The 25,210-nt window shown below is 37.1% G+C and carries 21 protein-coding genes and 1 riboswitch; of the genes, 12 read left to right on the top strand and 9 right to left on the bottom strand.

All coding sequences use genetic code 11. The features are described from left to right. Positions 1-4: 4 nt before the first annotated feature. From ACQ334_RS02190 to ACQ334_RS02160, 7 genes are all read right to left on the bottom strand, one after another. Positions 5-1,354, bottom strand: a complete 1,350-nt coding sequence (locus tag ACQ334_RS02190) for a hypothetical protein (RefSeq protein ID WP_430986519.1) — start codon at positions 1,352-1,354, stop codon at positions 5-7. Between the two features lie 42 nt (positions 1,355-1,396). Next, positions 1,397-2,179 carry a hypothetical protein gene (locus tag ACQ334_RS02185; protein ID WP_430986518.1) on the bottom strand — a complete coding sequence of 261 codons (783 nt, stop codon included), beginning with the start codon at positions 2,177-2,179 and terminating at the stop codon, positions 1,397-1,399. 17 nt (positions 2,180-2,196) lie between these two features. Further along, complete coding sequence (locus tag ACQ334_RS02180) at positions 2,197-2,640, bottom strand: hypothetical protein (RefSeq protein WP_430986517.1); 444 nt, start codon at positions 2,638-2,640, stop codon at positions 2,197-2,199. A 7-nt stretch (positions 2,641-2,647) separates the two neighbouring features. After that, complete coding sequence (locus ACQ334_RS02175; protein WP_430986516.1) at positions 2,648-3,979, bottom strand: LamG-like jellyroll fold domain-containing protein; 1,332 nt, start codon at positions 3,977-3,979, stop codon at positions 2,648-2,650. Between the two features lie 215 nt (positions 3,980-4,194). Beyond that, positions 4,195-4,578, bottom strand: a complete 384-nt coding sequence (locus ACQ334_RS02170) for an ester cyclase (RefSeq protein WP_430986515.1) — start codon at positions 4,576-4,578, stop codon at positions 4,195-4,197. A gap of 92 nt (positions 4,579-4,670) precedes the next feature. Next, the gene (locus tag ACQ334_RS02165) at positions 4,671-5,291 is read right to left on the bottom strand and encodes a response regulator (protein WP_430986514.1); all 621 of its coding nucleotides are present in this window, start codon (positions 5,289-5,291) and stop codon (positions 4,671-4,673) included. 59 nt (positions 5,292-5,350) lie between these two features. Next, the gene (locus ACQ334_RS02160) at positions 5,351-8,383 is read right to left on the bottom strand and encodes a ligand-binding sensor domain-containing protein (RefSeq protein ID WP_430986513.1); all 3,033 of its coding nucleotides are present in this window, start codon (positions 8,381-8,383) and stop codon (positions 5,351-5,353) included. Between the two features lie 260 nt (positions 8,384-8,643). Between ACQ334_RS02160 and ACQ334_RS02155 the strand changes: the two genes are divergently transcribed. The 11 genes from ACQ334_RS02155 to hemN all read left to right on the top strand — a co-directional run bounded on the left by ACQ334_RS02155 (position 8,644) and on the right by hemN (position 22,062). Further along, positions 8,644-9,207: a hypothetical protein gene (locus tag ACQ334_RS02155; protein ID WP_430986512.1), complete on the top strand. Its 564-nt coding sequence runs from the start codon at positions 8,644-8,646 to the stop codon at positions 9,205-9,207. Positions 9,208-9,315: 108 nt separating this feature from the next. After that, positions 9,316-9,438, top strand: a riboswitch (SAM riboswitch). Positions 9,439-9,611: 173 nt separating this feature from the next. Beyond that, positions 9,612-10,865 carry a homoserine dehydrogenase gene (locus ACQ334_RS02150; protein ID WP_430986511.1) on the top strand — a complete coding sequence of 418 codons (1,254 nt, stop codon included), beginning with the start codon at positions 9,612-9,614 and terminating at the stop codon, positions 10,863-10,865. Positions 10,866-11,231: 366 nt separating this feature from the next. Then, positions 11,232-11,966 carry a phosphoadenylyl-sulfate reductase gene (locus tag ACQ334_RS02145; protein WP_430986510.1) on the top strand — a complete coding sequence of 245 codons (735 nt, stop codon included), beginning with the start codon at positions 11,232-11,234 and terminating at the stop codon, positions 11,964-11,966. 45 nt (positions 11,967-12,011) lie between these two features. Then, positions 12,012-12,920, top strand: coding sequence for a sulfate adenylyltransferase subunit CysD (gene cysD, locus ACQ334_RS02140; protein WP_430986509.1), 909 nt, complete (start codon positions 12,012-12,014; stop codon positions 12,918-12,920). A gap of 90 nt (positions 12,921-13,010) precedes the next feature. Further along, positions 13,011-14,252, top strand: a complete 1,242-nt coding sequence (locus ACQ334_RS02135) for a sulfate adenylyltransferase subunit 1 (RefSeq protein WP_430986508.1) — start codon at positions 13,011-13,013, stop codon at positions 14,250-14,252. A 7-nt stretch (positions 14,253-14,259) separates the two neighbouring features. Beyond that, positions 14,260-15,090 (top strand): serine O-acetyltransferase, encoded by an 831-nt coding sequence (locus ACQ334_RS02130; protein ID WP_430986507.1) that lies wholly within the window; start codon positions 14,260-14,262, stop codon positions 15,088-15,090. A 9-nt stretch (positions 15,091-15,099) separates the two neighbouring features. Further along, positions 15,100-16,011: a cysteine synthase A gene (gene cysK, locus ACQ334_RS02125; RefSeq protein ID WP_430986506.1), complete on the top strand. Its 912-nt coding sequence runs from the start codon at positions 15,100-15,102 to the stop codon at positions 16,009-16,011. Positions 16,012-16,140: 129 nt separating this feature from the next. Further along, positions 16,141-16,941, top strand: a complete 801-nt coding sequence (cobA, locus tag ACQ334_RS02120) for a uroporphyrinogen-III C-methyltransferase (protein WP_430986505.1) — start codon at positions 16,141-16,143, stop codon at positions 16,939-16,941. Between the two features lie 18 nt (positions 16,942-16,959). Next, the gene (locus tag ACQ334_RS02115; protein ID WP_430986504.1) at positions 16,960-18,666 is read left to right on the top strand and encodes a diflavin oxidoreductase; all 1,707 of its coding nucleotides are present in this window, start codon (positions 16,960-16,962) and stop codon (positions 18,664-18,666) included. 269 nt (positions 18,667-18,935) lie between these two features. Continuing rightward, positions 18,936-20,603, top strand: coding sequence for an NADPH-dependent assimilatory sulfite reductase hemoprotein subunit (locus ACQ334_RS02110; protein ID WP_430986503.1), 1,668 nt, complete (start codon positions 18,936-18,938; stop codon positions 20,601-20,603). Between the two features lie 91 nt (positions 20,604-20,694). Then, a complete protein-coding gene (hemN, locus tag ACQ334_RS02105; protein ID WP_430986502.1) occupies positions 20,695-22,062 on the top strand; it encodes an oxygen-independent coproporphyrinogen III oxidase in 1,368 nt (455 codons plus the stop codon). A gap of 5 nt (positions 22,063-22,067) precedes the next feature. Here the strand turns inward: hemN and ACQ334_RS02100 are convergent, their stop codons facing one another. Both ACQ334_RS02100 and hemH read right to left on the bottom strand, forming a co-directional pair. Next, positions 22,068-22,601, bottom strand: coding sequence for a CopD family protein (locus ACQ334_RS02100; RefSeq protein WP_430986501.1), 534 nt, complete (start codon positions 22,599-22,601; stop codon positions 22,068-22,070). A 74-nt stretch (positions 22,602-22,675) separates the two neighbouring features. Next, positions 22,676-23,719: a ferrochelatase gene (gene hemH / locus ACQ334_RS02095; protein WP_430986500.1), complete on the bottom strand. Its 1,044-nt coding sequence runs from the start codon at positions 23,717-23,719 to the stop codon at positions 22,676-22,678. A gap of 266 nt (positions 23,720-23,985) precedes the next feature. Between hemH and hemA the strand changes: the two genes are divergently transcribed. Then, on the top strand, positions 23,986-25,209 hold the full coding sequence (gene hemA / locus ACQ334_RS02090) for a glutamyl-tRNA reductase (protein ID WP_430986499.1): 1,224 nt from the start codon (positions 23,986-23,988) through the stop codon (positions 25,207-25,209). Position 25,210 lies beyond the last annotated feature (1 nt).

Below are 25,210 nucleotides of genomic sequence, written 5' to 3'. Positions count from 1 at the left end.
AAAATTATTTCAATTCCTTTTGGCAAACATACACCTGGTGCCCACCGGCATTTTTCATCATTTCAAACCAAACGATATAGTCTTTGCCATTAAAATTTATAATTTGTGCATCGCCTACATTGTCGATAGTTTCTTTGGTTCCATCGGCGTAATACAAAGTGTGCTGCTTATATAAAACAGATTTTGCCGGATTACTTGCAACCAACAAATTTTTCTTTGTAATATTTACAGGATAAGTTAGTTTGATGGTATAATCTATATATGCTTCTGTAGTGTTATCAGCTTGTGTTATGTCTTTTAGTTTTACAATGCTTACAACATGTCCACTGTCGGTACCATAAACTTCTGAATAGTATTTATTGTCTGCAGTGTACAAATTCATTAAGCCATCTGCAATGCCTGCAATTTTTACTACTGCCACTGTTTTGCCGTTTGAAAAACTATGATTATTTACTCCTTGCGCAAAAGCCATTATACCGGCAGGATAAGAAGGCATAAGGGTGGTTATTACATAATCTTTTATATGCAACAGTTTTTTTTCTGTTTGTAGCAAGCCCTGTGCGACCATTTGTTTTTCACTCACCTTTACCATCTGCCAACCAAAGCCATAAAATTTTTCTGTTGGTTTACCATCTGTCATTGATTTTAAAACCAGTAATTTTTCTCCTGTACCCTCAAAGGGGCCGTATGTTTTACCGTTGTATTTAAAAGTAAATGTTGGTTGAATAGTTTGCCCTCCCAATGTTTTGGCAAATTCTGCCTCATCTTCTTTTGTTAAAGGCTTGTTTCCTTTTGCCTGTACTGCTGCTACCGCAGCCATAGGATCAGGTGTGCCCACTTTACCTTCTGTTGAAATAAAGAAAGGCGTTTTATTTACATCATAACTAATAAAGTTTGGCCGTAGCGGAATTGCGGATGAATCATTTAAAAATCTCTGCCCATCAACATAAATAGCATAGCTGCTTATTTCTCCTTTGGTGTAAAAACTACCCACTCTTGCTGCTATAGAATCCAAAATAACAGCATTAGCTGCAGTTTTTTTAGGCTGTCCTTTTAATTGAATATAACCTCCCCAAAAAAGATCGTCTTTTTTTAATTGCAATACCATCCTGCCATTATCGGGAGCTTTATCAACAAAGATGGGTCTTTCATTATTTTCTGTTACATCGCTGTATTGATCGCTTGCAGCATTTTCTTTTTTTTCTGTTTCTGTGGTAGGCTTTTCAGTACCAACAGCTTTATCAATTTTTTTATCAATGCCTTTGTTTACTTTGTCTTTTATTTTTTTTAGTAACTGTGCATGGGTAATTATTGTAAATCCGCATAACAGGCAAATGCCGATAAATTTTTTCATGATATAAAAAAAGGGATTGATTGAAATAATTTTTCTTTTCTATTACCGTACAGTAAACGTAAAACATACCAATGCAGATCCATCAGGTTTAAGCGAAGATTTGTCGATGAAAGCATATTCGCCAGGTTGTAAATATCCACCGTTAGGTATTACCACCATGTATATTGGAGGTTTACCAACCCCTGCTCCTGCGGTTGCTCCGTTTATTCCAGCACCTGCAACAACAGGCTGCCCGTTTTCCGTTATCTGTATGGGTATATTTACAGATGAACAATTACCTGAAGGAATACAAAATGTACGGGTGTTGCTACCTTTTTCCAATTTATATAATTCAATTACTCCTGCAGGGTTAGATGGTGTACGTATACGCTGAGATGGATCGAAAAATAAGAATTGAAAGTTTGCCTGCAAACTAGTGTATTGATTAACTGAAGTATTTCCCGGGATATCATAAATTGTTGACAGGGTTCTGGTTACCGGTGCTGCAACAGCCTGCTGGGAAACTGCTTTTATTTCATCTTTATTAGTTACAACTGAGTCAATATTAGTTTCAGAAATTTGTACTTTAGGATCAACAGGCGAGGTGATTTTCTTATCAACCCTGGGTTTAATTATTTGTACTCTTAAAGCGGCTATTGCAGAGGTAATTCCCCCTTTAAAATTCAATGAGCCATCAGGATTGAAAATCTTATAGCCGGATGTTGTTCCAATAAACAAACCACTGGTTTGTGCTTCAGCTTTTATTACAGTAATGTAAAAAACTATGAATAAAATAAGTTTCTTTGTATAATACTGTTCTTTCTGTGTTTTGAAAAAAAATTTCATACTATTTTTTTAGCGTATTAAATAAAAGGGTTGTTGTGCTTGTGTGAATACGAAATAGCTTTATTAATTAGATTGTAAAGTGACAGCTCTGTATTTTTGGGTGCAGGTGTTTTCTTTTTCACTTCATTCAAAAAAATTATTCTTGTATTTTTTTTGGTTGAGTCTTTTGCTTCTTCAGTTTTTACTTTTTTTATTTTAATACTATCTACCTTATCCACTGTTTTATCTACTGTACCATTGGCCTTATTTTCTTTATTATCAATTTTACTTTCGGCCTTTGTTTCCACTTTGTTGGCAGTATGATCAACTACCCTATCAGGGGCAGTTTCAGCTTTGTCTTTTACTTTAGCCTTTACATCTTTTGCAGACTGATCGACCTTAGACTTTAGCTTTTTTAAGAACTGTGCATGGACAGGCGCAAGGCAGGCGCAAATAATTGAAAAGATAAGTAGTCGTTTCATTTGTTGCTTATTGTATTGATATTTTTTGAGTAAATATTTTATAGTCGCTTATTACCTTAAGTATATAATACCCTGATGGTAATAAAAATGAAATGGGTAAACTAAAACTGCCGGTTTGCTTATTAGCATTACTGTACACTACCTGCCCTGCAATATTTACAATTTCAATTTTATCAGCAGTAATATTTTGTAAATTCAGTTGAAGGCTCTCGCCCTTTTTTACAGGATTGGGGTACACAGAAAATAATTGTTCTTTACTTCCCACTTTTAAAACAGCCGTGTTACTATAAGATAGTTTACCAGTGTGATCAGTTATTTTTAACCGGTAGTAGTAAGTGCCATTATGTAATGTGTTATCAGTATAATTAAATCGGGTAGCAAAAGAATTTCCTCTTTGCAAATCAATGGCCATAAAGTTTCTGCTATCAGTACTTCTTTGCAATTCGTATTTACTTGCATCTTCTGCAGTAGCTATTTGCCATTGAAGGATGGCATTGTTTACGTTTTGTAATGCGGCAGAAAAAGAAAGTAGTTTTATCGGTAATGTCAGGCAATTATCTGTCAGCGCATTTGTACAGTTAGGATTAGTAGCGTTAATGCTGGCATTACCAAGTATGGATGCATTCCACATTGCATTACCTTGTTTGTTTAAAAGATCATCAAATTGGTAATAAGCCAACAAACCGGTTTGTGTTGTGGGATTGGGTAAACTTGTAATAAGGTATTGGTTTATTTCTGCCTGTGTGCGGGCAACATTCCAAAATCTTACCTCATTTATATAGCCTATTAAATCCTCATTATAATTGTTAGGATAAAAAGCGCAAGACCCGATGGTAGTGATAAGATTATTTGTTATCAAATTACCAGAAGCGGCAGCACTACCTTTCAGTACACCATTCCTGTAAAATTTTAGCGTACTTCCATCATAAACCATCGCAACATGGTAGGTTTTATTGAGTTCAATTTCACAAGTAATATCTACAGAACTAAAACCATTTGTGGTAGCTATGGCAACACCGTTAGGCCGTAGTAAATAATTACAGTCGGAGCTGTTGGAATGTTTTGAAACCAGGTCGCCGGCAAATAATAGCCCGCCGCTGTAAGGGTCAGTTCTTTTAAATATCGCTTCTATGGTTAGCTGGTTACCTACCATATCAAGCTGGCCGATTTGAACTCCCGATGCAGCTGTGGCAACATGCAGGTAATTATCGCATTGTGCAACAGACGTCTTAACAAAGAAAATGGCCAGCAACAATATAAATCCTATACGTAAATAATTGTTTGCTGTTATCCTGTTCTTATTAAAAAGAAAAATTAGTTTATAGTTACTTGCTGGCATATTCATAATGATTTAACTATCCCCAAAAAATTTGTGTTACTGCAATGCAGTTTGTTTGTATACTACTAATACAACAAAAATTTACTTACTCAATAATCAGGCAAAGCAATGCCATGCAAGTCTGATGCTGCTTGCAATACTTTAAAAGCTGTAATAAAAATTCTGGATAGGATATTTGTGGACCTCAGCTGAGATAACGATTCTTTTACCGTTACTTATGCAGGCACATTCATTACACCCAATTGTTCCATCATTATCATTGAATCGGCAATAAGCCAGTGGTGTACTATTTTCCCGTTTTCAATATCATAGCTAACTACAAAAGGAAATTCGGCAGTGCGGTGGGTAGGTAAGATGCCATTAAACTCTCCCTGGTGCACACCTTTAAACCTGGCCTTTACCACTACCCTGTTGCCTTCTGCAGTCATCTCATCAGCAACCAATTCATATTGAGGAAATGCTTTGTCAAAAAAAGCAATATGCTCAATCAGTCCTTCATCGGTAACGTATTGTTTTACCAAATCAGTTGTTTTGGCAACACCGCTAAGAGCTTTAAAATAGCGGACGATAAATTCTTTGTTTTGTTTTAGCTGTTCCATATTTGAAAGTTTTATCAAAACTACTTGTAGAAAAATATCGGGACAATATAACTTTCCTTATACCCTGTTTGTAGTAAGCCGAAAAAAAACGGTCATTTTCTGCCAAAAACTTTATTGATTGCTTCGGTGCGGTTGGCAACATGAAGTTTTTCGTAAATGCGGTGAATGTGCTGGGTAACGGTACCTACAGTTATAGATAACTGGGCAGCAATTTCTTTATATAAAAAACCTTTTGATAACAATAGCAACACTTCGTTCTCTTTATTAGTAAGGTCATCGTGCCCCTGCTGTTTTGTTTCTTTAAAGTGCCCAATTACTTTACGGGCAATCTGGCTGCTCATAGGGCTGCCGCCATTATACAACTCTTTAATGGCATCTATAATTTTTTCAGGTGGCGTTTTCTTTAGCAGGTAACCGCTTGCTCCTGCTGCCAGGGCATCAAATATTTTTTCGTCATTTTCATAAATGGTAAAAATCATGAACTGTGTAGAACGGCAATCGTCTTTTATTTTTCGTATGCATTCAATGCCGTTCATGCCCGGCATATTAATATCCATAATTACGATATCGGGCTGTGCAAGTATAATTTCGGCGGAAGCTTCCTCTGCATTTGGGAATGCAGACAATAATATAATATCATCCTGCTGCTGTAACAGCCGTACTAAACTGTTTCTTATTTCCGGTAAATCCTCGGCTACTATTACACTTATCATTTTGTAAAATTAAATAGAACTGCCAAGCTAATCAGTATAAGTTTTGTTAGATAAATAATCTATAACGGCACCTCAAAACTTATAATGGTTCCGCTTGCACTTGATTGAATATCCAGGTTACCATTTAGCATGTCCATCCTTTTTTTATAATTACCAAGGCCATTGCCTTTAAATTTATTTTCTTCTGCATTAAAGCCTTTACCATTATCAGCAACAATGATTTTTAATTGTTTATCAATCTGCACGTATAAATTAACTTTTGTAGCCAGTGAATGTTTTATAACATTATGCACCGCTTCTTTTACAACCAGGTATAGATTCCTTTTTTCTTCGCTGCTTATCATTTTACCGGGAAAGATACCAGGCAGACTGTATTCAAAACTTATATTTGCATGATCCAGCATTTCGCTGCATTGGCTGCGTATATAGTACAGTACATTTTCCAGGGTTTCATCACCGCTGTTAAGCAGCCATATTATATCGTTCATCTTATCTACCAGTTCATCACTGCCGGTTATCAGTTTATCAAAATCATTCTTTAAACCATCATCCTGTATTTCTTTTTTCATTGTGGCGCTCAGGTAACGTATGCGGCTGAGGCCGGCACCCATATCATCATGCATATCGGCAGCAATACGGCTACGTTCATTACTGATGGCCTGTTGTTTTTCTATAGTGGCTTGTTGCTTTTCTATTCTTCGTAAATAATACGCCCTGCTTATTATCCATATTACAAAACCAATTGCAACACATACCAGTAATATAAACCACCAGCTATTATTCCATGGTGTAGCAATGGTAAATTGTAATGATTCCTTTATTTCAATCCACTCATTCTCTCCTTTATGCCTTGCCCGTACTTTAAACAAATATCTACCCGGTTTTATATTGGCATAAGAGGCCGATTGATTGCTACCGCTAAAATTCCAGTCTTTATCTGCCCCTTGTAATTTGTAACTGTATTCAATATCTTTTCCTTTGTTTAAATCAACACCTATAAAATGAAACTGCAAATTATTTTGAAAAGGAGATAATAATAAATCATTTTGCAAGGTGTCTTTATACCTGTTGCCATTGATAATAATCTCATCTACATACACAGGAAAAGCCTGTTTGCCTGATTTTAATAACTCATCAGGATCAAATGCCATTAATGTATTGTTAGACCCAACCCATAATTGGTTTTTTGCTGAATCAAAATACCTGCAATAATCTGTAAAATGATCATCTGGCAGCCCATCTTCTTTTTTAAAATTGATGAATTTATTTTCATCAACAATAAAACAGCATAGCCCATTGACGGTGTTTAGCCACAGGCGGTTTTTATTATCAAACTGAAGGCCGGAAATATAATTGGTGGGCAGGCCGTCGGCAATAGCATAATGGATAGCTGTATTAGATACAGGATTGTATTTAATTAATCCGCTTCCCTCAAAACCAATCCAGATATTGCCTGTGGCATCGTGTGTTATATCATTGATTGCTCCATAAATTACATTTTCTGCCCCCTTAACTTTATAAAAATCTATATCAATAAACGTATCCGTTTTGTAAACCCAATGCAGCAGCTTATTACTTTTGTTTACACCAAACCACAGGTCCTTATTTTTATCTTCAGTATAAGATGTATAATAGCCATAACTAAAGTGATTGATCCCGTCATCTTTTTTATAGGTTTTAAAAATATTACTGTTAGCAAGCTTACGCACAAACCCCACACCATGATTGGCGCAATACCATTCATCTCCATTACTATGTACAAAACCGATCGTTATAAGTTCGATATCCGGGTAATATGGTTTTAAAAAATCCAGCACTTTAAACTGTTTTGTTTTTGTATTATAGCTTAACAATTTGTTAGTACCTCCTGTACGTATCACTTCATCTCCTTTGGTAAACAAATTCCAGTTATATCTATTAAGAGGATGCTGCCATGCTGCTACATTACCAGTGACGATGTTTACCTGGTAGGCTTTATTGGCATATACAGATGCATACATATTTTCATCGGCACCTTTTACCACACTCAGTAATACATTTTCTGAATTTGTCATAAAGCCTTCTGACCAGCTTTTTATTTTTTCTGTGTTGGCATTCAATTTACTCAATCCATTCCTGGTACCTATCCAGCAATTATTATCCTTATCTATAAAGCCGCTACGCACATCGTCAAATATTAAAGAATTAGTTTTAACAGGGTTTGATATAACATTGGTAAGCGTATTATTTACAGTGTTTAATATTTGTATACCATTAACTGTAAGAAACCACAGTTCATTTTTTTCTTTGGATATAATTTGATTAATATAGGATTGGGGATAGGGCAGCCCATTGGATGAAATAGTTAAACGTTCTGTTGTGTTTGTTAAAAAAGAATACCTGCACAAACCAGGCCGGTCACTAAAATATATTTCTTTTTTTACGGAGTCAAAATAATAAAATAGTGATGGTTGATTTTTATCAGAAAAACCAAAGCCGGAAGGAAATGATTCGTATTTTCTTTGCCGTGTATTGTACAGAAAAAGTTTTCCGTTGTGTTGAAGTACAACTGAATCGCCTTCTAAATAGAAAATATGCAGCCAGTCATCCCCTTCAGCACCCGGAGGCTTGTTGATACTGTCAATTATTTCCAATTTATTATTGAGCAGGTACCCTTTGTTTAAAGAATTTACATAATAAGTGTTACCATGCTGTTGCTTATCAAGAGAAGTTGGTTTTACTCCGAACACAGGTACGTTGTAAAATTCTTCTGTATAAGTATTAAAACAGATAATATGCTCAGAATTATTTAAAACCAAATGTCCTTTTTTATATTCAGAAATATTACTGAAAAGATTGTTTTTTACTATGCTGTCATTTTTTGCCGCATAAAAATTTTTAAAATTTTTTCCATCAAACCGGCTTAACCCTTCCTGTGTAGCAATCCATAAAAAACCCCGGCTATCCTGCATTATTGAGGTTACATAATTGTTGGGCAGGCCTTGTGTTGTTGTATAGTTGGTAAAGAAAAAATTACTGGTTTGAGACTGGCTTACAAGTACAGAAAAATTCAGCAGCAAAAAAAGCAGGTAATATTTATAAGGTAGTTTCAATAGTAGTATTTTTATATCAGCAACATTGCATCGGCCGATATTTTACAATAAAAAAGATACTTGTAAACCCTTCTTTTAAATATGTAATATAATATTAAAATCCGAAGGTTTTATATAAGTATTATTAGATACTCCTAACAATTGCGGTTAATGGTATTACAAGCCATTTCTGCCACATTATTATTTACCTTAAGGGCATTCAATATTTGGCTTACTGTATTTTTTTTTGTCACTTTACAAAAAAATATTTACCCCACAACATGGATTTCTTATTTAATTTATTTGGCAAGAAAGACGATTCTGCACCGGAAAGCATTTTTACCGACAAGACTTACATGACTACTGCAGCAAAGATCAATGCCTGCATTGCATTAGCTAAAGCGCAACCGGATACTTTATTTATCTGCTGGTTTACTGAAACACTTAAAAATTTCAGGGCAGCTTTTATACAACATGGTTTGGATGAAGTGAAAGTGATTGATGCCAAACAAATACACAGCGCCATGCTGCAAAATAAAATCCCGGTATTTACTGAGCATTATCCTTTACATGCCAAAGAAATTGCCCTGGTAGAACATTGGCCTTCACAAAAAATTGTGGTGTACAGCGCTATGGATGAACCCTTATTCAAGCACCTCGGCAGCGAAAAAATGATCCCGATGATGAAATTACTGGGCATGAAAGAAGACGAAGTGATTGAGCATTCGCTGGTTACAAAATCCATCATTAAAGGCCAGGCAAAAATTGCCGCTGCAGTTACGCTGGAGCAATCAGCCAGTTCTCAGGAAGAATGGCTGGAACGTAATTTTAAAAACCCGGCCTGATAAAAGCCAATACCACAAAGGATTTCAGGCTTCTTTACAATTATTTGACATTTTTTATTTGGAAGTTTCAGCCTTGTGATTATATCTTTGCAGTAGTTCTTTAAACATCTCTTATCAAGAAAGGCAGAGGGTAATGGCCCGATGAAGCCTTGACAACCAGCCGTGGTTTGTGTCTCACAGACCATAGCAAAGGTGCCAATTCCATCACGCCATCGGCGTGACAGATAAGTCAGATTAACAGCCTTAAATACTTCATCAAAAAAATATTAAAAGCTCATCTGATTTACGGATGAGCTTTTTTTTGCCCTGGGCTGAAGCCCGGGGCAAGTCATAAATCTCCCTCTCGATAGGTGTGTTCATTAACTAATTAACCAGTTAACAAATAAACTAATTAACAAAAAAGAATGTCAACAAATCAATTAAACATCGGCCTGTTTGGCTTTGGCGTAGTAGGAAAAGGTTTATACGATGTATTACACAGCACGCCTACCTTACAATCATCTATAAAAAAGATCTGCATAAAAAATGCCAGTAAAAAAAGAAGCATTGCTCCCGAAAATTTTACTACCGAGGCTGCTGTTTTACTGAACGATACCAACATTAATGTAATTGTGGAATTAATTGATGATGCCGATGCTGCTTTTGAAATTGTAAAAACTGCTTTGCAAAATGGTAAGGCAGTAGTAAGTGCCAATAAAAAAATGATCGCTGAACATTTTGAAGAACTGCTGGCATTACAGGAAAAACACAATACGCCATTTTTATACGAGGCTTCCTGCTGCGCCAGCATGCCTATCATACGTAACCTGGAGGAGTATTATGATAATGACCTGCTGCAATCGATAAGAGGTATCATCAATGGCTCTACCAATTTTATATTGAGTAAAATTTTTGATGAGCAATTAGAATTTAATGCAGCTTTACTTTTAGCACAGCAGCTGGGTTTTGCAGAAAGCAATCCTAAGTTAGATATCGGTGGTTTTGATGCAGCTAATAAATTGGCTATCCTGTTAGCGCACTCTTTTGGTGTGGTGGCTAAAACCAATGCTTTTATTTTTAATGGTATTGAAAACATTTCATTGAATGATGCAGTAGTTGCTAAAGAAAAACATTACGCCATTAAATTAGTGGCCAATGCACAAAAATTAGCCAATGGCAAACTGGCGGCATTTGTATTGCCGCAATTTGTTGCAGAAACTGATGACTTGTACCATGTAAAAAATGAATTCAATGCAGTAACTACCGAAAGTACTTTTTCTGATAAACATTTCTTTAAAGGCAAAGGTGCCGGTGCCTTCCCTACTGCATCAGCGGTATTGAGCGACATATCTGCTTTGCGCTACGATTATAAATATGAATACAAAAAGATCCATCACCAGACCGATACTGTTTTAAGCAATGATTTTTATTTAAAAGTATTTGTAAGCGTGGATGAAATTGCCAAGCTGAACAAAGAAGATTTTGAATGGATTGAAGAATGGCATAATGAACTTAATTTCAGTTGGTTAACCGGTGTTATTCATGCAGACAAATTGTTTAATACTGATTGGTGGAAACAAGCGGGTGTTTCGCTGATACTTTACCCCGATGCCATTATTGAAAATATTGATTATAAAAAAATAAGCAAACGCAGTCTTGAACTGGCGGGTGTGGTATAATATTTCGTTCGGTAAAGACACCGACGGAGGAGATTCGCCCTGGTCGGTGTCTTCACCGAACGGAACGAATGCCGTTTATATTTATGCAACAAACTATTAAATTGGCAACGTTATCGTAAATAATGTTCACGGATTTCCAACGGTTTTACTACTGTTTATTAATATTTTTCTAAAATTAGTGTGGCAGGCAAATTTTTGAGGTCGGTTTAAAACTTATTCATTATCTTTGTCTACCAATTATATAGACTTTAAATGCTATGCTCTATATCCCTCACATAATGTGTATGTGCAAATGTTGCACTGTAATGGTTTACCGTTGTTAAGCCATACTGTAACTAATCACTCAACTTAATCAAGTTTTAAAAAATGTCACTTACACAAAAAAATATTATATCCCAATTACTCTACCAGCTTAGTGGACTAAGCGCCGCAGAATTTATACAGTTGCTTACGGAGCAATTTCCCGGGCAGGTAACTTTTTCTTCCAGCTTTAGCTATGAAGACCAGGTGGTAACGCATGAAATACTCAGCAATAATTTGCCGGTAAAAATTTTCACTTTAGATACGGGACGTCTTTTTGCAGAAACTTATTCGGTATGGAGCAGTACCAATGAAAAATATCAAACTAAAATCGAGGCTTATTATCCGCAGGCAAACGCTTTGCAGGAATTTGTAGCAGCAAAAGGGCCGAATTCATTTTATGAATCTGTAGATAACAGGAAACAATGCTGCTTTATAAGAAAAGTAGAGCCCTTGAAAAGGGCATTGGCCGGAAATGCGATCTGGATAACAGGCTTACGTGCCGAACATTCAGCAGACAGGACCAACTTACCCATCATTGAATGGGATGAAGCCAACCAGATCATTAAGTATCATCCTATATTACATTGGACAACAGAAGAAGTAAAAGCGCATATCAGCAAAAATCATATCCCTTATAATCCTTTGCATGATAAAGGTTTTGTAAGCATTGGTTGTGCACCATGTACAAGAGCCATCAAGCCAGGCGAAGATTTCAGGGCCGGCCGCTGGTGGTGGGAAGATGCCGACAAAAAAGAATGCGGCTTACATGTGCATGAAGAAATAAAAATCAATAGATAAAAATTTTTTAAACAGCAGTCTACTAAATCGATAGACTAATAAATTATGAGCAAACACACATTAAATTATTTAGAGCAATTAGAAGCAGAGAGCATCCACATCTTTAGAGAAGTGGCGGCACAGTTTGAAAGGCCGGCTTTATTATTCAGTGGTGGCAAGGATTCTATCACTTTAGTACAATTGGCAAAAAAAGCATTTGCACCGGGAAAAATTCCTTTTCCTTTAGTGCATATTGATACCGGTCATAATTTTCCTGAAGCATTGGCTTACAGGGATTGGTTAGCCAATGAAGTGGGCGCTACTTTAATTGTACGTAAAGTGGAAGATACCATTAAAGCAAAAAACTTAACTGAACCTAAAGGAAAATTTGCCAGCCGTAACTGGTTGCAGACTTACACTTTATTAGATACCATTGAAGAGTTTGCTTTTGATGCCTGCATCGGCGGCGCAAGGCGTGATGAAGAAAAAGCAAGGGCTAAAGAAAGAATATTTTCTGTAAGAGATGAGTTTGGCCAATGGGATCCAAAATTACAAAGGCCTGAGTTATGGAATATCTTCAATGGTAAAATTCACAAGGGCGAAAACGTAAGGGTATTCCCTATCAGCAACTGGACAGAGTTAGATGTATGGGATTATATCCGTGCCGAAGAAATTTCGCTGCCTTCCATTTACTTCACTCACGAACGTGAAGTGATTGAACATGAAGGACAACTGATCGCCGTTTCTCCATTTATCAGAATTGATGAAACCGATGTGATCGTTAAAAAACAAGTGCGCTACAGAACTGTTGGAGATATGACCTGTACTGCTGCTGTAGAAAGCCTGGCTGCAACTTTAGATGAAGTGGTGAATGAAATTAAAATAACAAGGATAAGCGAAAGAGGCGAAACCAGAATTGATGATAAGGTAACAGAAGCAGCAATGGAGGATAGAAAAAAGGGAGGCTATTTTTAAAGTGATAAGTTATAAGTTGTAAGTACTAAGTAAATACAACTTAAACCATCACAAAAACTTATTACTTACTACTTAATACATATAACTCACATGGATATTTTAAGATTTATAACTGCAGGAAGTGTTGATGATGGCAAGAGTACATTAATTGGCCGTTTATTATACGACAGCAAAAGTATTTTAGCTGATCACCTGGAAGCCATTGAAAAAAGCACCAAGAATAAAGAGAATGGTGAAATTGATTTGGCCTTATTAACTGATGGTTTAAGAGCTGAAAGAGAGCAAGGCATCACTATTGATGTGGCGTATCGCTATTTCAGTACTGATAAAAGAAAATTTATTATTGCCGATGCACCCGGCCATGTGCAATACACCCGTAACATGATCACCGGTGCAAGCAATGTTGATTTGGCGATAGTACTGATTGATGCCAGGCATGGTGTGGTAGAACAAACACGCCGTCACAGTATCATCTCTTCTTTATTAGGTATTCCGCATGTAGTGGTTGCGGTTAATAAAATTGACCTGGTTAATTATTCGCAGGATGTGTACAACAATATTGTAATTGAATACAGCAAACTGGCACAACAATTAGGTATTGAAAATGTAACCTACTTCCCGTTGAGTGCATTAAATGGCGATAACATAGTAGAGAAATCTTTACAAACACCGTGGTACGAAGGCAAACCTCTTTTAGAGTTTTTAGAAGAAGTGGAAATTAAAAATGCAGTGAATCATACCGACACAAGATTCCAGGTGCAATATGTTATCCGTCCGCAAACAGAAGCCTTACATGATTACAGAGGTTATGCAGGAAAGATCACCAGTGGTATTTATAAAAAAGGTGATAAAGTAAAAGTATTACCTGCAGGTATTGAAACCACCATTGATAAAATTGAAATTGCCGGCGTGGAAGTGGAAGAGGCTTTTGCTCCGCAGAGTGTAACACTTTTATTAACTGATGATATTGATATCAGCCGTGGCGATGCCATTATTAAAAGCACTGAAATTATTGCAGCATCTAACGAAGCAGAAGTACTGTTTTGCTGGTTAGGTGATAAACCCTTACAAAACGGCAATAAATATTTGCTGCAGCATAACAACCGCAGTGTAAGAGCTGTAATTAAAAACCTGGAATACAAAATAGACGTGAACAGTTTAGAACATATTGAAGATGTACAGCAGGTAAAACTGAATGAAATAGTAAAAGCATCAATAAAAACTGCAGCACCACTGGTGTTTGATAGTTATAAAAAGAACCGTAGCAATGGCGCTGCCATATTAATTGATGAAACCAGCAATGCAACAGTAGCAGCAGTTTTATTTCAATAATTATTTTATGGAACAACAATTTTATACATCGATAGTCAATTTTAAAAAACAACAAGGTTGTTCTTTTCCTGATGCTTCAGGAGCAAAGATCTTTGTAAATAAATTATTCGAAGCCTTATTCATTTGCAAAAGCGAAGCTGATAATAATGAGTTTGAAATTCAATCGCAATTAAAAAAACTGGAAAGCCAGTTGCAGTTTTTATTGTTCCCTGTATTGCACAGCAGCAGCTATAGCGAAACACAAACCACAACTTTTTTTTCAACGATACCACAGCTCTACAAAAAATTATTGCTGGATGCAACCGCTATTTTTGAAGCAGATCCTGCTGCAAAAAATATTGATGAAGTTTTGATCGCCTATCCCGGTTTTTTTGCGATAGCAGCGCACCGTATTGCTCACCAGTTGCACCAGCAAAAAATCCCATTGCTGCCACGTATCATCAGTGAATATGCCCACAGCAAAACAGGTATTGATATTCATCCTGCCGCAACTATCGGCGAATCTTTTTCTATTGATCATGGCACCGGTATTGTAATTGGCGAAACCACTACTATTGGCAATAATGTAAAAATATTCCAGGGTGTTACATTGGGTGCATTAACGGTACAAAAAGAAAAAGCCAGTGAAAAAAGGCATCCTACTATCCAGGATAATGTAGTGATCTATTCTAATGCTACCATATTAGGCGGCGAAACAGTTGTAGGCCATGACAGTGTGATTGGTGGGAACGTTTGGCTAACAGAAGCGGTGCAACCTTTCTCTATTGTATTTCAGCAATCAGAGATCACCATTAGAGATAAAAAAACATTTACAGAACCTTATAATTATTTTATTTAAACATAACAGATGAAAGCAAATAACATTTTAGAAACGATAGGTAATACACCGCATGTAAAGATCAACCGCTTGTTTGGTAATAATCACGAAGTGTGGATCAAGTTAGAAAAAAATAATCCCGGAGCCAGCATTAAAGATCGTATTGCATTAGCAATGATTGAAGATGCAGAAAGCAAAGGCTTATTACATAAAGACAGTGTAATTATTGAACCCACCAGTGGTAACACCGGCATTGGACTGGCATTAGTAGCTGCTGTAAAGGGTTATAAAATAATTTTAGTAATGCCTGAAAGCATGAGCATTGAAAGGCGCAGGCTAATGAGTTTATATGGTGCTGAGTTTGTTTTAACACCAAGAGAAAAAGGCATGAAAGGTGCGATTGAAAAAGCAAATGAATTAGCGGCTGAAAATAAAAATGCCTGGGTACCTCAGCAATTTGACAATCCGGCTAACAGCGAGATACATCGTAAAACAACTGCCTTGGAAATTCTAAATGATTTTCCTGATGGATTAGATTATATCATTACCGGCGTTGGTACCGGCGGACATATCACCGGCGTTGCAGAAGTATTAAAAGCAAAATGGCCCAATCTTAAAGTGTTTGCAGTAGAACCGGAATTATCACCTGTGTTAAGTGGGGGTGCACCATCACCGCATCCGTTACAAGGTATTGGTGCAGGATTTGTACCCTCTATTTTAAACACTACAATTTTAGATGGCATTATACAGGTAGGAAAAGACGAGGCATACAGCTATGCACAACGCATCGCAAAAGAAGAAGGGATTTTTGTGGGTGTTTCTACCGGCGCTTCTTTAGCTGCCGTTGCAAAAAAATTAGCAGACATTCCAAACGGGTCAAAGGTGTTGACGTTTAATTATGATACTGGAGAAAGGTATTTGAGTATTGAGGGGTTGTATTAACTCCCTCCTCTCCAAACTGGGAAATGGAGGAGATAAAAGCGAAGATTAAAAAAGATTTAAAAAATAAAGCTGCCCCCTTCGAGTTCCCTCTCCTCAAGGAGAGGGGTTGGGGTGAGGTCAAAAGGTAAAATGACAGAAACTAACCACCATACCGGCAAAGTAATTTTAGCAGCTGCAGGTTGCGGCGATCCTGAATTAATTACCGTAAAAGCAGCCCGCTATTTACAGCAGGCGGATATTATTTTAACGGACAGGTTAGTGAGCGAAGAAATTTTAAAGACTTACGTTAAGCCTGGTATTGAAATTATTTATGTAGGCAAACAATATAATAAAGATGCTTCTGTACAACAACAGGAAATTAACCACTTGCTTTTAAAATATGCTTTGCAAAATAAATTCGTGGTAAGGTTAAAAGGGGGTGATGTTTCTTTTTTCAGTAATATTTTAGATGAGCTGCAGATTTTAGCAGATAATAATATTCCCTTTGAAATTATACCCGGCGTAACTGCAGCATCAGGTGCTGCATCTTACGCAGGTATACCGCTTACTGCAAGAGGTTATGCAACATCCGTCCGCTTTCTTACTTCGTACAGAAAAGAAATTGTTACGGATGAATACTGGAAAGAACTGGCTGAAACAAAAGACACCCTGGTTTTTTATATGAGTAGTGAAACACTTGATAATGTGGTGCATCATTTAACTGCACATAAAATTGATGCGTCTAAATTACTGGCGGTGATTGAACAAGGCACTACGCCTATGCAAAATGTTTCTGTTTGTAATTTATATAACTATGACAACACTTTAAAAGGGAAAACATTTGCTTCTCCTGCATTAGTGATCATAGGAAAAGTGGTGGCATTGCACCAGCAATTTGCCTGGCATAAAAGCAGTCACACCGACGAACTTTACTTTAAACCTGTTAGTTAAAAATAAAAATGTAGAACAATGCTGGCTGATGTAAAATTGAAAGTACTGGAAGAACTGATCAAAAATTCAAACAACGAGGAGTTGATTTGGATGAATGGCTATTTGAATGGCATTGTAAAAAATAAAATAGCATCGCCTGCGCCTGCAACAGCCGTAACTGATGGCGCCACAAAAAAAATCACTATTGTTTACGGAACAGAAACCGGCAATTCAAAAAAACTAGCTACCGACTTTGCTGCAAAAGCAAAACAAAATCATGTGCACGCCAAAGTGATTGGTATGGACCAATACCGCTTAACCGATCTTACCAAAGAAGAATATTTACTGGCTGTCATTAGTACGCACGGTGAAGGTGAGCCGCCTGCAGCTGCAAAAAAGTTTTACGATCATATACACAACAACGGATTTAAATTAGAAAAACTGCAGTACGGTGTATTGGCGTTGGGTGATACGTCCTACCCTTTATTTTGCAAAACAGGCGAAGATGTTGATGAACAACTTAACAAGCTTGGTGCTAACCGCATAATACCATTACAAAAATGCGATGTGGAATATGATGATGAAGCTAATAACTGGATCAATACCGTTTTAAAAAATATAACCACCCCTAAAAAAGAAACTGCTGCCGTAGTTGCGGCTCCTGTAATTGCACCTGCTGCAAAAAAAGGCAAACAAACTTATAGCGGTAAAGTATTAACTGCTATCAATTTAAACGACAGGGGTTCTAATAAAGAAACTTATCATATAGAAATTGAAGCAGAAGGTTTGGAATATCAATGTGGCGATTCTATCGGTATACTTTCCGAAAATGATTCACAGCTGGTTACCGATATCATTGCCACTGCCAATGTTGATGGCAACAAATCACTAGAGTTTAAAAAAGAAAAATTTACAGTGTACGAATTATTGAAAAGAAAGATCAATATTGTTCACCTCACTGAAAGGTTAGTGCTATTATATGCTACTGCAACCGGTCATGCAATTCCTGCCGGCAGATATGATTTACTGGACCTCTTGAAAAAATATCCGGTAAAAAATGCTGCACAATTTGAAGAGATATTAGTTACGCTGAATGCCATCTCTCCAAGATTATACACCATCGCTTCTTCCCCTGCGGCGCATGAAGGCGAAGTACATATTGTGGTGGTAAAAGATACCTACTACGTAAACGATAAAAAAAGATTTGGTCTGTGCTCTGATTATTTAAGTAAGCTGAAAATAAACAGTACCCAACAATTTTTTGTACAACCTAACAAGCGCTTCCGTTTGCCTGCAGAAAATAAAGATATCATCATGGTTGGGCCTGGTACTGGCATTGCAGCTTTCCGTTCTTTTTTAGCAGAGCGTGATGCCACAGGTGCCACAGGCAGAAACTGGTTGTTCTTTGGTGAACAATATTTTGCTTCCGACTTTTTATATCAAACGGAAATACAAAACTGGTTTGAAACCGGGGTGTTGAATAAAGTGAATTTAGCTTTTAGCAGAGATCAGAAAGAAAAAATTTATGTGCAACATAAAATGCTGGAGCATGGCGAAGCCTTATATGAATGGCTGAATGGCGGCGCTTCATTTTTTGTATGCGGTAAAAAACACCCGATGAGCACTGATGTGGAAAACACATTACTGCAGATCATCGAAAAATATGGTAACAAAACTGCTGAAGAAGCAAAAAAATATTTAGAACACCTGGAAGAAGAGGGAAGGTATGAGAAGGATGTGTATTAAGTAATGCCCCCAAACCCCCTGAAGGGGAACTTGCGAAGATTGTAGCGTGGGGTTGGTCACTCCTTAAAGAGTGGCTCACCCGGTTGGTGTAGGGTGGATCACTCCTTAGAGAGTAGCTCACCCGGTTGGTGTAGGGTGGGTCACTCCTTTAAGAGTGGCTCACCCAGTTCAAAAAACACAATTAAAGTTCAATAAAGATTTAACGTACAAGAGTGCGACGCCAATGAAGCTCAATAGAACTTCCTGGCCCGGCTCAAAAGAAAAAGATAATGTCAGGAAAAAATAATTTATCCGCAATTGAAAAAATAAAAGTGAATAGTGATGGGCTGCGGGGCACTATTAAAGAAAGTTTGACCGATGAAATTACCGGTGCTATTCGTGAAGATGACCAGGCGGTAATAAAATTTCATGGCATGTACCAGCAGGACGACCGTGACAGAAGAGAAGAACGGGCAGAAAAAAAATTAGACCGTTTGTATTCTTTTATGATCCGTTTACGATTGCCCGGTGGCGCTATCAGTGCCCAAAAATGGATCGCTGCCAATGAAATTGCCAACGGCAATTCTACCGGTGTAATAAAAATCACTACCCGGCAAACGATACAATTACACGGTATTGTAAAATCAAAAATAAAACCTACCATTAGTGCATTCAATAAAGCCAATTTAGATTCCATTGCAACATGCGGTGATATCAATCGTAATGTAACCTGCGCATCTCACCCTGTGCAATCGCCATTACATGCGGAGATATTTGCGTATGCCAGCAAGATTAGTGATCTGTTATTTCCAAAAACAAAAGCCTATTACGAAATATGGATCGATGATGAAAAGGTGGCTGATAAAAATGAAGAAGTTGATCCTTTATACCAGGACAGGTATTTACCAAGAAAATTTAAAATCGGTATTGGTATTCCTCCTAATAACGAAGTAGATGTTTTAATAAACGACCTGGCATTAATTGCAATAATTGAAGAAGGAAAATTGAAAGGATTCAATATCGCCATTGGTGGTGGATTATCTGCAACACATGGTAATACAGAAACCTATCCAAGACTGGCAACAGTAATTGGCTTTGTAGATACCGAAGAAAAAATATTAAAAACTATTTATGAAGTAGTTACCGTACAAAGAGATTTTGGTAACCGCAGCGATAGAAAATTAGCGAGGCTAAAATATACCGTTGATAAATTAGGGGTAGAAAAATATAAAGAAGAAGTTGAAAAGAGAACGGGCTTTCCATTGGAACCTGCAAGGCCATATACATTTGATGAACGCAAAGATTTTTATGGCTGGCAGAAAGCACCTAACGGATTATGGTATTATACTTTGTTTGTAGAAAACGGCAGGGTACTGGATGATGAAAAACTGGCGATGAAAACGGCTTTGCTGGAAATTGCAAAAACAGATAAATGTAGTTTCCTTTTTACATCAAGCCAGAATATAATTATCAGTGATGTGGCAGCTGCTGATAAAGAAAGCATTAATACTATTCTGCAGCAATTTAAATTGCTTGAACATACTGAAAGTGCTTCATTGCTTCGCAAAAATTCTATTGCCTGTGTGGCGTTGCCTACCTGCCCGCTGGCATTGGCAGAGGCTCAACGTTATCTGCCAGAATTAATCAGCAAGATTGAACCACTGTTAGATAAACATGGATTAAGCAATGAAGATATTATTTTACGTATGACCGGTTGCCCCAATGGTTGCGGCAGAAGTGCGGCAGCCGAAATTGGTTTTATTGGTACGGCTCCCGGCAAATACAATTTGCATTTAGGTGGCGATAACCAGGGAGAACGTTTGAATAAAATGTATAAAGAAAATTTAGAAGAACCGGCAATACTGGCTGAGCTGGATGGTCTATTTGCTGCTTATAAAAAAGAAAAAAATACAAAAGAAAAATTCGGCGACTTTGCTGTAAGAAAAGCATTAGTATAGCTGAAATATGATATTGTTCAATAGCCGGGCTGATTTACATCAGCCCGTTTTTTTGTGGTAACCAATAGATTTGTACCGACAAAACAAGACTATGACTATTGAATCTTTATTATTGAACAAATACAATGTACCTGTGCCCAGGTATACGAGTTATCCTACAGTTCCCTTTTGGAAAGATAATATTGATAGCAAAGAATGGCAACATGTTTTTCAACAGCAATTTAACCTGCACAATAAAAAAGAAGGTATCAGTTTATACATTCATCTTCCTTTTTGCGAATCGATGTGTACCTATTGCGGATGCAATAAAAAAATAACCACCAACCATAGTGTGGAAGAAGAATATATGCAGGCAATTGCAAAAGAATGGGCATTGTACCTGCAACTGATGAATGAACCACCTGTGATAAGAGAATTACATTTAGGTGGTGGTACCCCTACTTTTTTCACGCCTGAAAATTTAAACCGTTTACTCCATATCATTTTCGAAAAATCAATCATCGCACCTGGTCATGAATTTAGTATTGAAGGGCATCCCAACAATACCACAAGAGAACATTTGCAAACATTATACGATCTTGGTTTTCGCCGTGTGAGTTATGGTGTGCAGGATAACGATCCCAAAGTGCAACAGATCATCAACAGGATTCAACCGGTTGAAAATGTGCGACAGGCAACTGATGCTGCAAGAGCTGTAGGTTATAAATCGGTAAACTTTGACCTGATTTATGGTTTGCCTTTGCAAACTGTTACCAGTTTACAAAAAACGATTGAACAAACTATTGCCATGCAGCCAGACCGTATTGCATTTTACAGTTATGCTCATGTACCCTGGACAAGCCGTGGACAAAGACTGTTTGATGAAAAAGACCTGCCCTCTACAGATGATAAAATGAAACTGTATCAACTGGGCAAAAAATTACTGACGGAAAATGGGTACCACGATATTGGTATGGATCATTTTGCATTGCCTTCGGATGATTTGTACATTGCAAAATCAGAAGGCAGGTTACACAGAAATTTTATGGGCTATACCACACAGCATACCAAATTATTATTAGGGCTTGGTGTATCCAGCATCAGCGATGCAGGTGTAGCTTTTGCACAAAATGAAAAAACTTTACATGATTATTATGCTACTATCGAACGCAATGAATTACCTGTAAAGCGTGGCTATTTTTTAAGCGATGAAGATGTGGATTTTAAACAATACATTTTAGACATCAGTTGCAAAGGCAAAACGAGTTTTAAAAAAGAACACCTGCCTTTATTGAGGCAATACAGTTTTTCTGAACTGGAAAAACTGGAAGTAGATGAATTAGTAGAATGGAATGAAGAAGGCGCAACCGTAACAGCTTTAGGATATAATTTTATCAGGAATATTTGCAAAGCTTTTGATCTGCACTTATTGCGTAACCAGGTGGCAACTGCAACACCAAGATTCAGCAAAGCTATTTAAAAGTGTTATTTATTTTTTGATCTGATGATCTTGTAAATTTTAATCGCACTCATTAATATTACGGTAAATAGAACAAGCCCGATAAGTCCCCATAACCAGCTCATATTATCTTTAACGGTTACGATCATTACAATGGCAATTAAAAAAATAGTCGCTACTTCATTCCACACCCTTAATTGATTGGAGGAGTAACGGAATATACCTTTCATCTGATCAGCATAAATTTTTTGCAGCGTAAAATGGTACACATACAAACCAGCAACGAATCCTAATTTTATCCAGAGCCATTGTGGGATTACCGGGTAAGTGGAAACAATCCACCCTCCGAAAATAATAGTAAGAATTGCTGACGGCCATGTAATTCCCATCCACAGCCGTTTTATCATGATGGAGAATTGTTTTTGTAAAATTTCTTTTTCAATGCCCTCCTTCTCTCCTGCTTCGGTATTATAGATAAATAACCTTACAATATAAAACATACCGCTAAACCAGGTAACGATAAAAATAATATGCAGCGCTTTAATGTAATTATAAGGCATTTATTTTTTACTCCTTTTTTATTATATACAACAAATAGCAGACTACTGCCGGCTCACTATTCACGACTCACCACTCACAATATCATCTCCCTGTTTCCGGTATTAATTTCCTTCACCCATTTATCCAAAGTTTCCACCCACAACGGATTAGTATTTAAACAAGGGATCATTTTATACGATTCCCCTCCCGCTTTCATAAAACTTTCTTTACCCCGTTCTTCAATTTCTTCCAGGGTTTCCAAACAATCGCTGATAAAAGCCGGGCAAAGAATAAGTAATTTTTTAATGCCCTCCTTCGGCATTTCTTCCAACCGGATATCAGTAAAAGGCGTTAACCATCCTTTGCCTAATCTTGATTGAAAAGAGATACTGAATTTTTCTTTGGGAATATGTAATGCATCAGTTACCAGTTTGGTAGTAACAAAACATTGATGGCGGTAACATTTGCTATGTGCCGGTGATGCTACATCACAGCAATCATTTACCATCATGCAATGCGAGTGCGTAGGATCAGTTTTTTTAAGGTGCCTTTCCGGTATGCCGTGATAGCTGAATAAAATATGATCGTATGTTTCATCCAGATACGGCCGTATATTTTCCGCCATTGCTTTTATATAATCAGCTTCATCAAAAAATGGTTTTATAAAACTGAGTTTGAAAGGATATTTATTTTTTTTATGAATATCGATAGCATAATCCACCGCTGTTTCATAAGAAGCCATAGCATAGTGCGGATAGAGCGGCACTGCAATCACTTCTTCTAATCCAGGTTGGCGTTTCATTAAATTATCAAATGCAGTTGCAGGATTGGGATTGCCGTAGCGCATCGCTATTTCAACCGGTTCTTCCACATGCTGCTGCAGTTGTTGTTGCAACTGTTCTGTCAACACTACCAATGGTGAACCTTCTTTTGTCCAGATGGTAGCATAAGCTTCTGCAGATTTAGGTGCCCTGAATGGCACGATGATCCCTTTTACCAATAGCAGCCGCAACAGGTAAGGTACATCAATCACCTTTCCATCCATTAAAAATTCATTCAGATAACGCCTTACATCTTTAACTGATGTAGAATCCGGGGAACCCAGGTTCATCAATACAATACCTCTTTTAATTGCCATAGAAAAAAATTATATCAAAAGTAACCACTACACCCGGTAAAAGTTCAATGTATAGTAAAATTTTTGTTGCGCTAAATTACAATTCATACACCTCCAATTGCATGTTCTACCTATATGACTTTGCTCAGAAACGCAACTGATTACAATCAGGAGGCAAAATGACAATGCAATGACAAAGAAATTAGTTTACACGAATGATCGAAAGTATTTTTGTGTTGTTAAAAAAAGCAATCGAATTTTAAATGCCCGATCAATTACCAAAAGACATGTCAACATTTTTTGTAGCTGGTATCAACTACAAAAAAACCGACGCTGCATTACGGGGGCAGTTCGCCATCAGTACCGATCAATATGCCAATATCCTTAGTTTAGCGCCTTCATTTAACCTGAGTGAATTATTTATTATTTCTACCTGTAACCGCACTGAGATTTATGGCTTTACAGAAAACGCCGCTAATCTTTGCAGCTTACTATGTACCCAAACACAAGGTAGTGTTGAAACGTTTACACAGATCGCTTATATAAAAAACGGCAAAACTGCCATACAACATTTATTTGATGTAGCTGCCGGGCTGGATTCCCAGATATTAGGTGATTATGAAATATTAGGCCAGTTAAAACTGGCTGTTAAGTTTGCAAGAGAACATGATTTTATCGGCGCTTATTTAGACAGGATGATCAATGCGGTATTGCAGGCCTCTAAATTAATTAAGACCAACACCGGTTTAAGCGGCGGAACAGTTTCTGTTTCTTTTGCTGCTATTCAGTTCATCAAAGAAAATGTTACTGACATCTCCGGCAAAAAAATATTGCTGATAGGAACAGGAAAGATAGGCCGTAATACCTGCAAAAACCTGGTGGATTACCTGGAAACAACAAATATCACTTTGATCAACCGCACCGAATCAAAAGCAGCAGAACTGGCTGATGAATTAGGATTGCAATATGCACCGATTGAAGATTTAGAAAATAATATTGCAAGTGCCGATATTATTTTAGTGGCCACTAATAGTGCAGAGCCTGTTCTCCTCGCCTCTCATGTTCTAAACCAGGGTGATAAAATTATTATTGATCTGTCAATTCCCTGCAATGTAGCCACTGCAGCACAGCAATTAAGTAATATTACTTTTGTTAATGTAGATGATCTGTCTAAAATTAAAGATGCCACTTTACATAAAAGAGAAGCTGAAGTACCAAAAGCACAGGATATCATTAAAGAACAGATATTTGAATTTTTAGAATGGCATGAAATGCGTAAAAATGTTCCCGCTCTAAAATCCATAAAAAGCAAATTGCACGCCATGCATAACTGTAACTTGTATACCAGTTATATTGCCCGTCAAAATGCGGTAGTGTATACTGCTAACAATACCGAAATTAAAATTCAGAAAGTGGTGAACGGCATGGCCATGCAAATGCGCAACCACAATCAAAAAGGTTGTAGCTATATTGCAGCTATTAATGAATTTATTGCCACCGGCACAAACTAAA

It is taken from the genome of Ferruginibacter sp. SUN106 (assembly GCF_050611765.1).
GTDB lineage: Bacteria > Bacteroidota > Bacteroidia > Chitinophagales > Chitinophagaceae > Ferruginibacter.
This window is presented reverse-complemented; position numbering and strand designations above follow the sequence as displayed.

Excerpts from the sequence above, each read along its gene's own strand:
- ACQ334_RS02130 (WP_430986507.1), top strand. The coding sequence starts at position 14,260 with ATGGAACAACAATTTTATACATCGATAGTCAATTTTAAAAAACAACAA.
- ACQ334_RS02115 (WP_430986504.1), top strand. The coding sequence starts at position 16,960 with ATGCTGGCTGATGTAAAATTGAAAGTACTGGAAGAACTGATCAAAAAT.
- hemN (WP_430986502.1), top strand. The coding sequence starts at position 20,695 with ATGACTATTGAATCTTTATTATTGAACAAATACAATGTACCTGTGCCC.
- ACQ334_RS02100 (WP_430986501.1), bottom strand. The coding sequence starts at position 22,601 with ATGCCTTATAATTACATTAAAGCGCTGCATATTATTTTTATCGTTACC.
- hemH (WP_430986500.1), bottom strand. The coding sequence starts at position 23,719 with ATGGCAATTAAAAGAGGTATTGTATTGATGAACCTGGGTTCCCCGGAT.
- ACQ334_RS02175 (WP_430986516.1), bottom strand. The coding sequence starts at position 3,979 with ATGCCAGCAAGTAACTATAAACTAATTTTTCTTTTTAATAAGAACAGG.
- ACQ334_RS02185 (WP_430986518.1), bottom strand. The coding sequence starts at position 2,179 with ATGAAATTTTTTTTCAAAACACAGAAAGAACAGTATTATACAAAGAAA.
- ACQ334_RS02180 (WP_430986517.1), bottom strand. The coding sequence starts at position 2,640 with ATGAAACGACTACTTATCTTTTCAATTATTTGCGCCTGCCTTGCGCCT.
- ACQ334_RS02155 (WP_430986512.1), top strand. The coding sequence starts at position 8,644 with ATGGATTTCTTATTTAATTTATTTGGCAAGAAAGACGATTCTGCACCG.
- ACQ334_RS02145 (WP_430986510.1), top strand. The coding sequence starts at position 11,232 with ATGTCACTTACACAAAAAAATATTATATCCCAATTACTCTACCAGCTT.
- ACQ334_RS02110 (WP_430986503.1), top strand. The coding sequence starts at position 18,936 with ATGTCAGGAAAAAATAATTTATCCGCAATTGAAAAAATAAAAGTGAAT.
- hemA (WP_430986499.1), top strand. The coding sequence starts at position 23,986 with ATGTCAACATTTTTTGTAGCTGGTATCAACTACAAAAAAACCGACGCT.
- cobA (WP_430986505.1), top strand. The coding sequence starts at position 16,141 with ATGACAGAAACTAACCACCATACCGGCAAAGTAATTTTAGCAGCTGCA.
- ACQ334_RS02190 (WP_430986519.1), bottom strand. The coding sequence starts at position 1,354 with ATGAAAAAATTTATCGGCATTTGCCTGTTATGCGGATTTACAATAATT.
- ACQ334_RS02170 (WP_430986515.1), bottom strand. The coding sequence starts at position 4,578 with ATGGAACAGCTAAAACAAAACAAAGAATTTATCGTCCGCTATTTTAAA.
- cysD (WP_430986509.1), top strand. The coding sequence starts at position 12,012 with ATGAGCAAACACACATTAAATTATTTAGAGCAATTAGAAGCAGAGAGC.
- cysK (WP_430986506.1), top strand. The coding sequence starts at position 15,100 with ATGAAAGCAAATAACATTTTAGAAACGATAGGTAATACACCGCATGTA.
- ACQ334_RS02135 (WP_430986508.1), top strand. The coding sequence starts at position 13,011 with ATGGATATTTTAAGATTTATAACTGCAGGAAGTGTTGATGATGGCAAG.
- ACQ334_RS02150 (WP_430986511.1), top strand. The coding sequence starts at position 9,612 with ATGTCAACAAATCAATTAAACATCGGCCTGTTTGGCTTTGGCGTAGTA.
- ACQ334_RS02165 (WP_430986514.1), bottom strand. The coding sequence starts at position 5,291 with ATGATAAGTGTAATAGTAGCCGAGGATTTACCGGAAATAAGAAACAGT.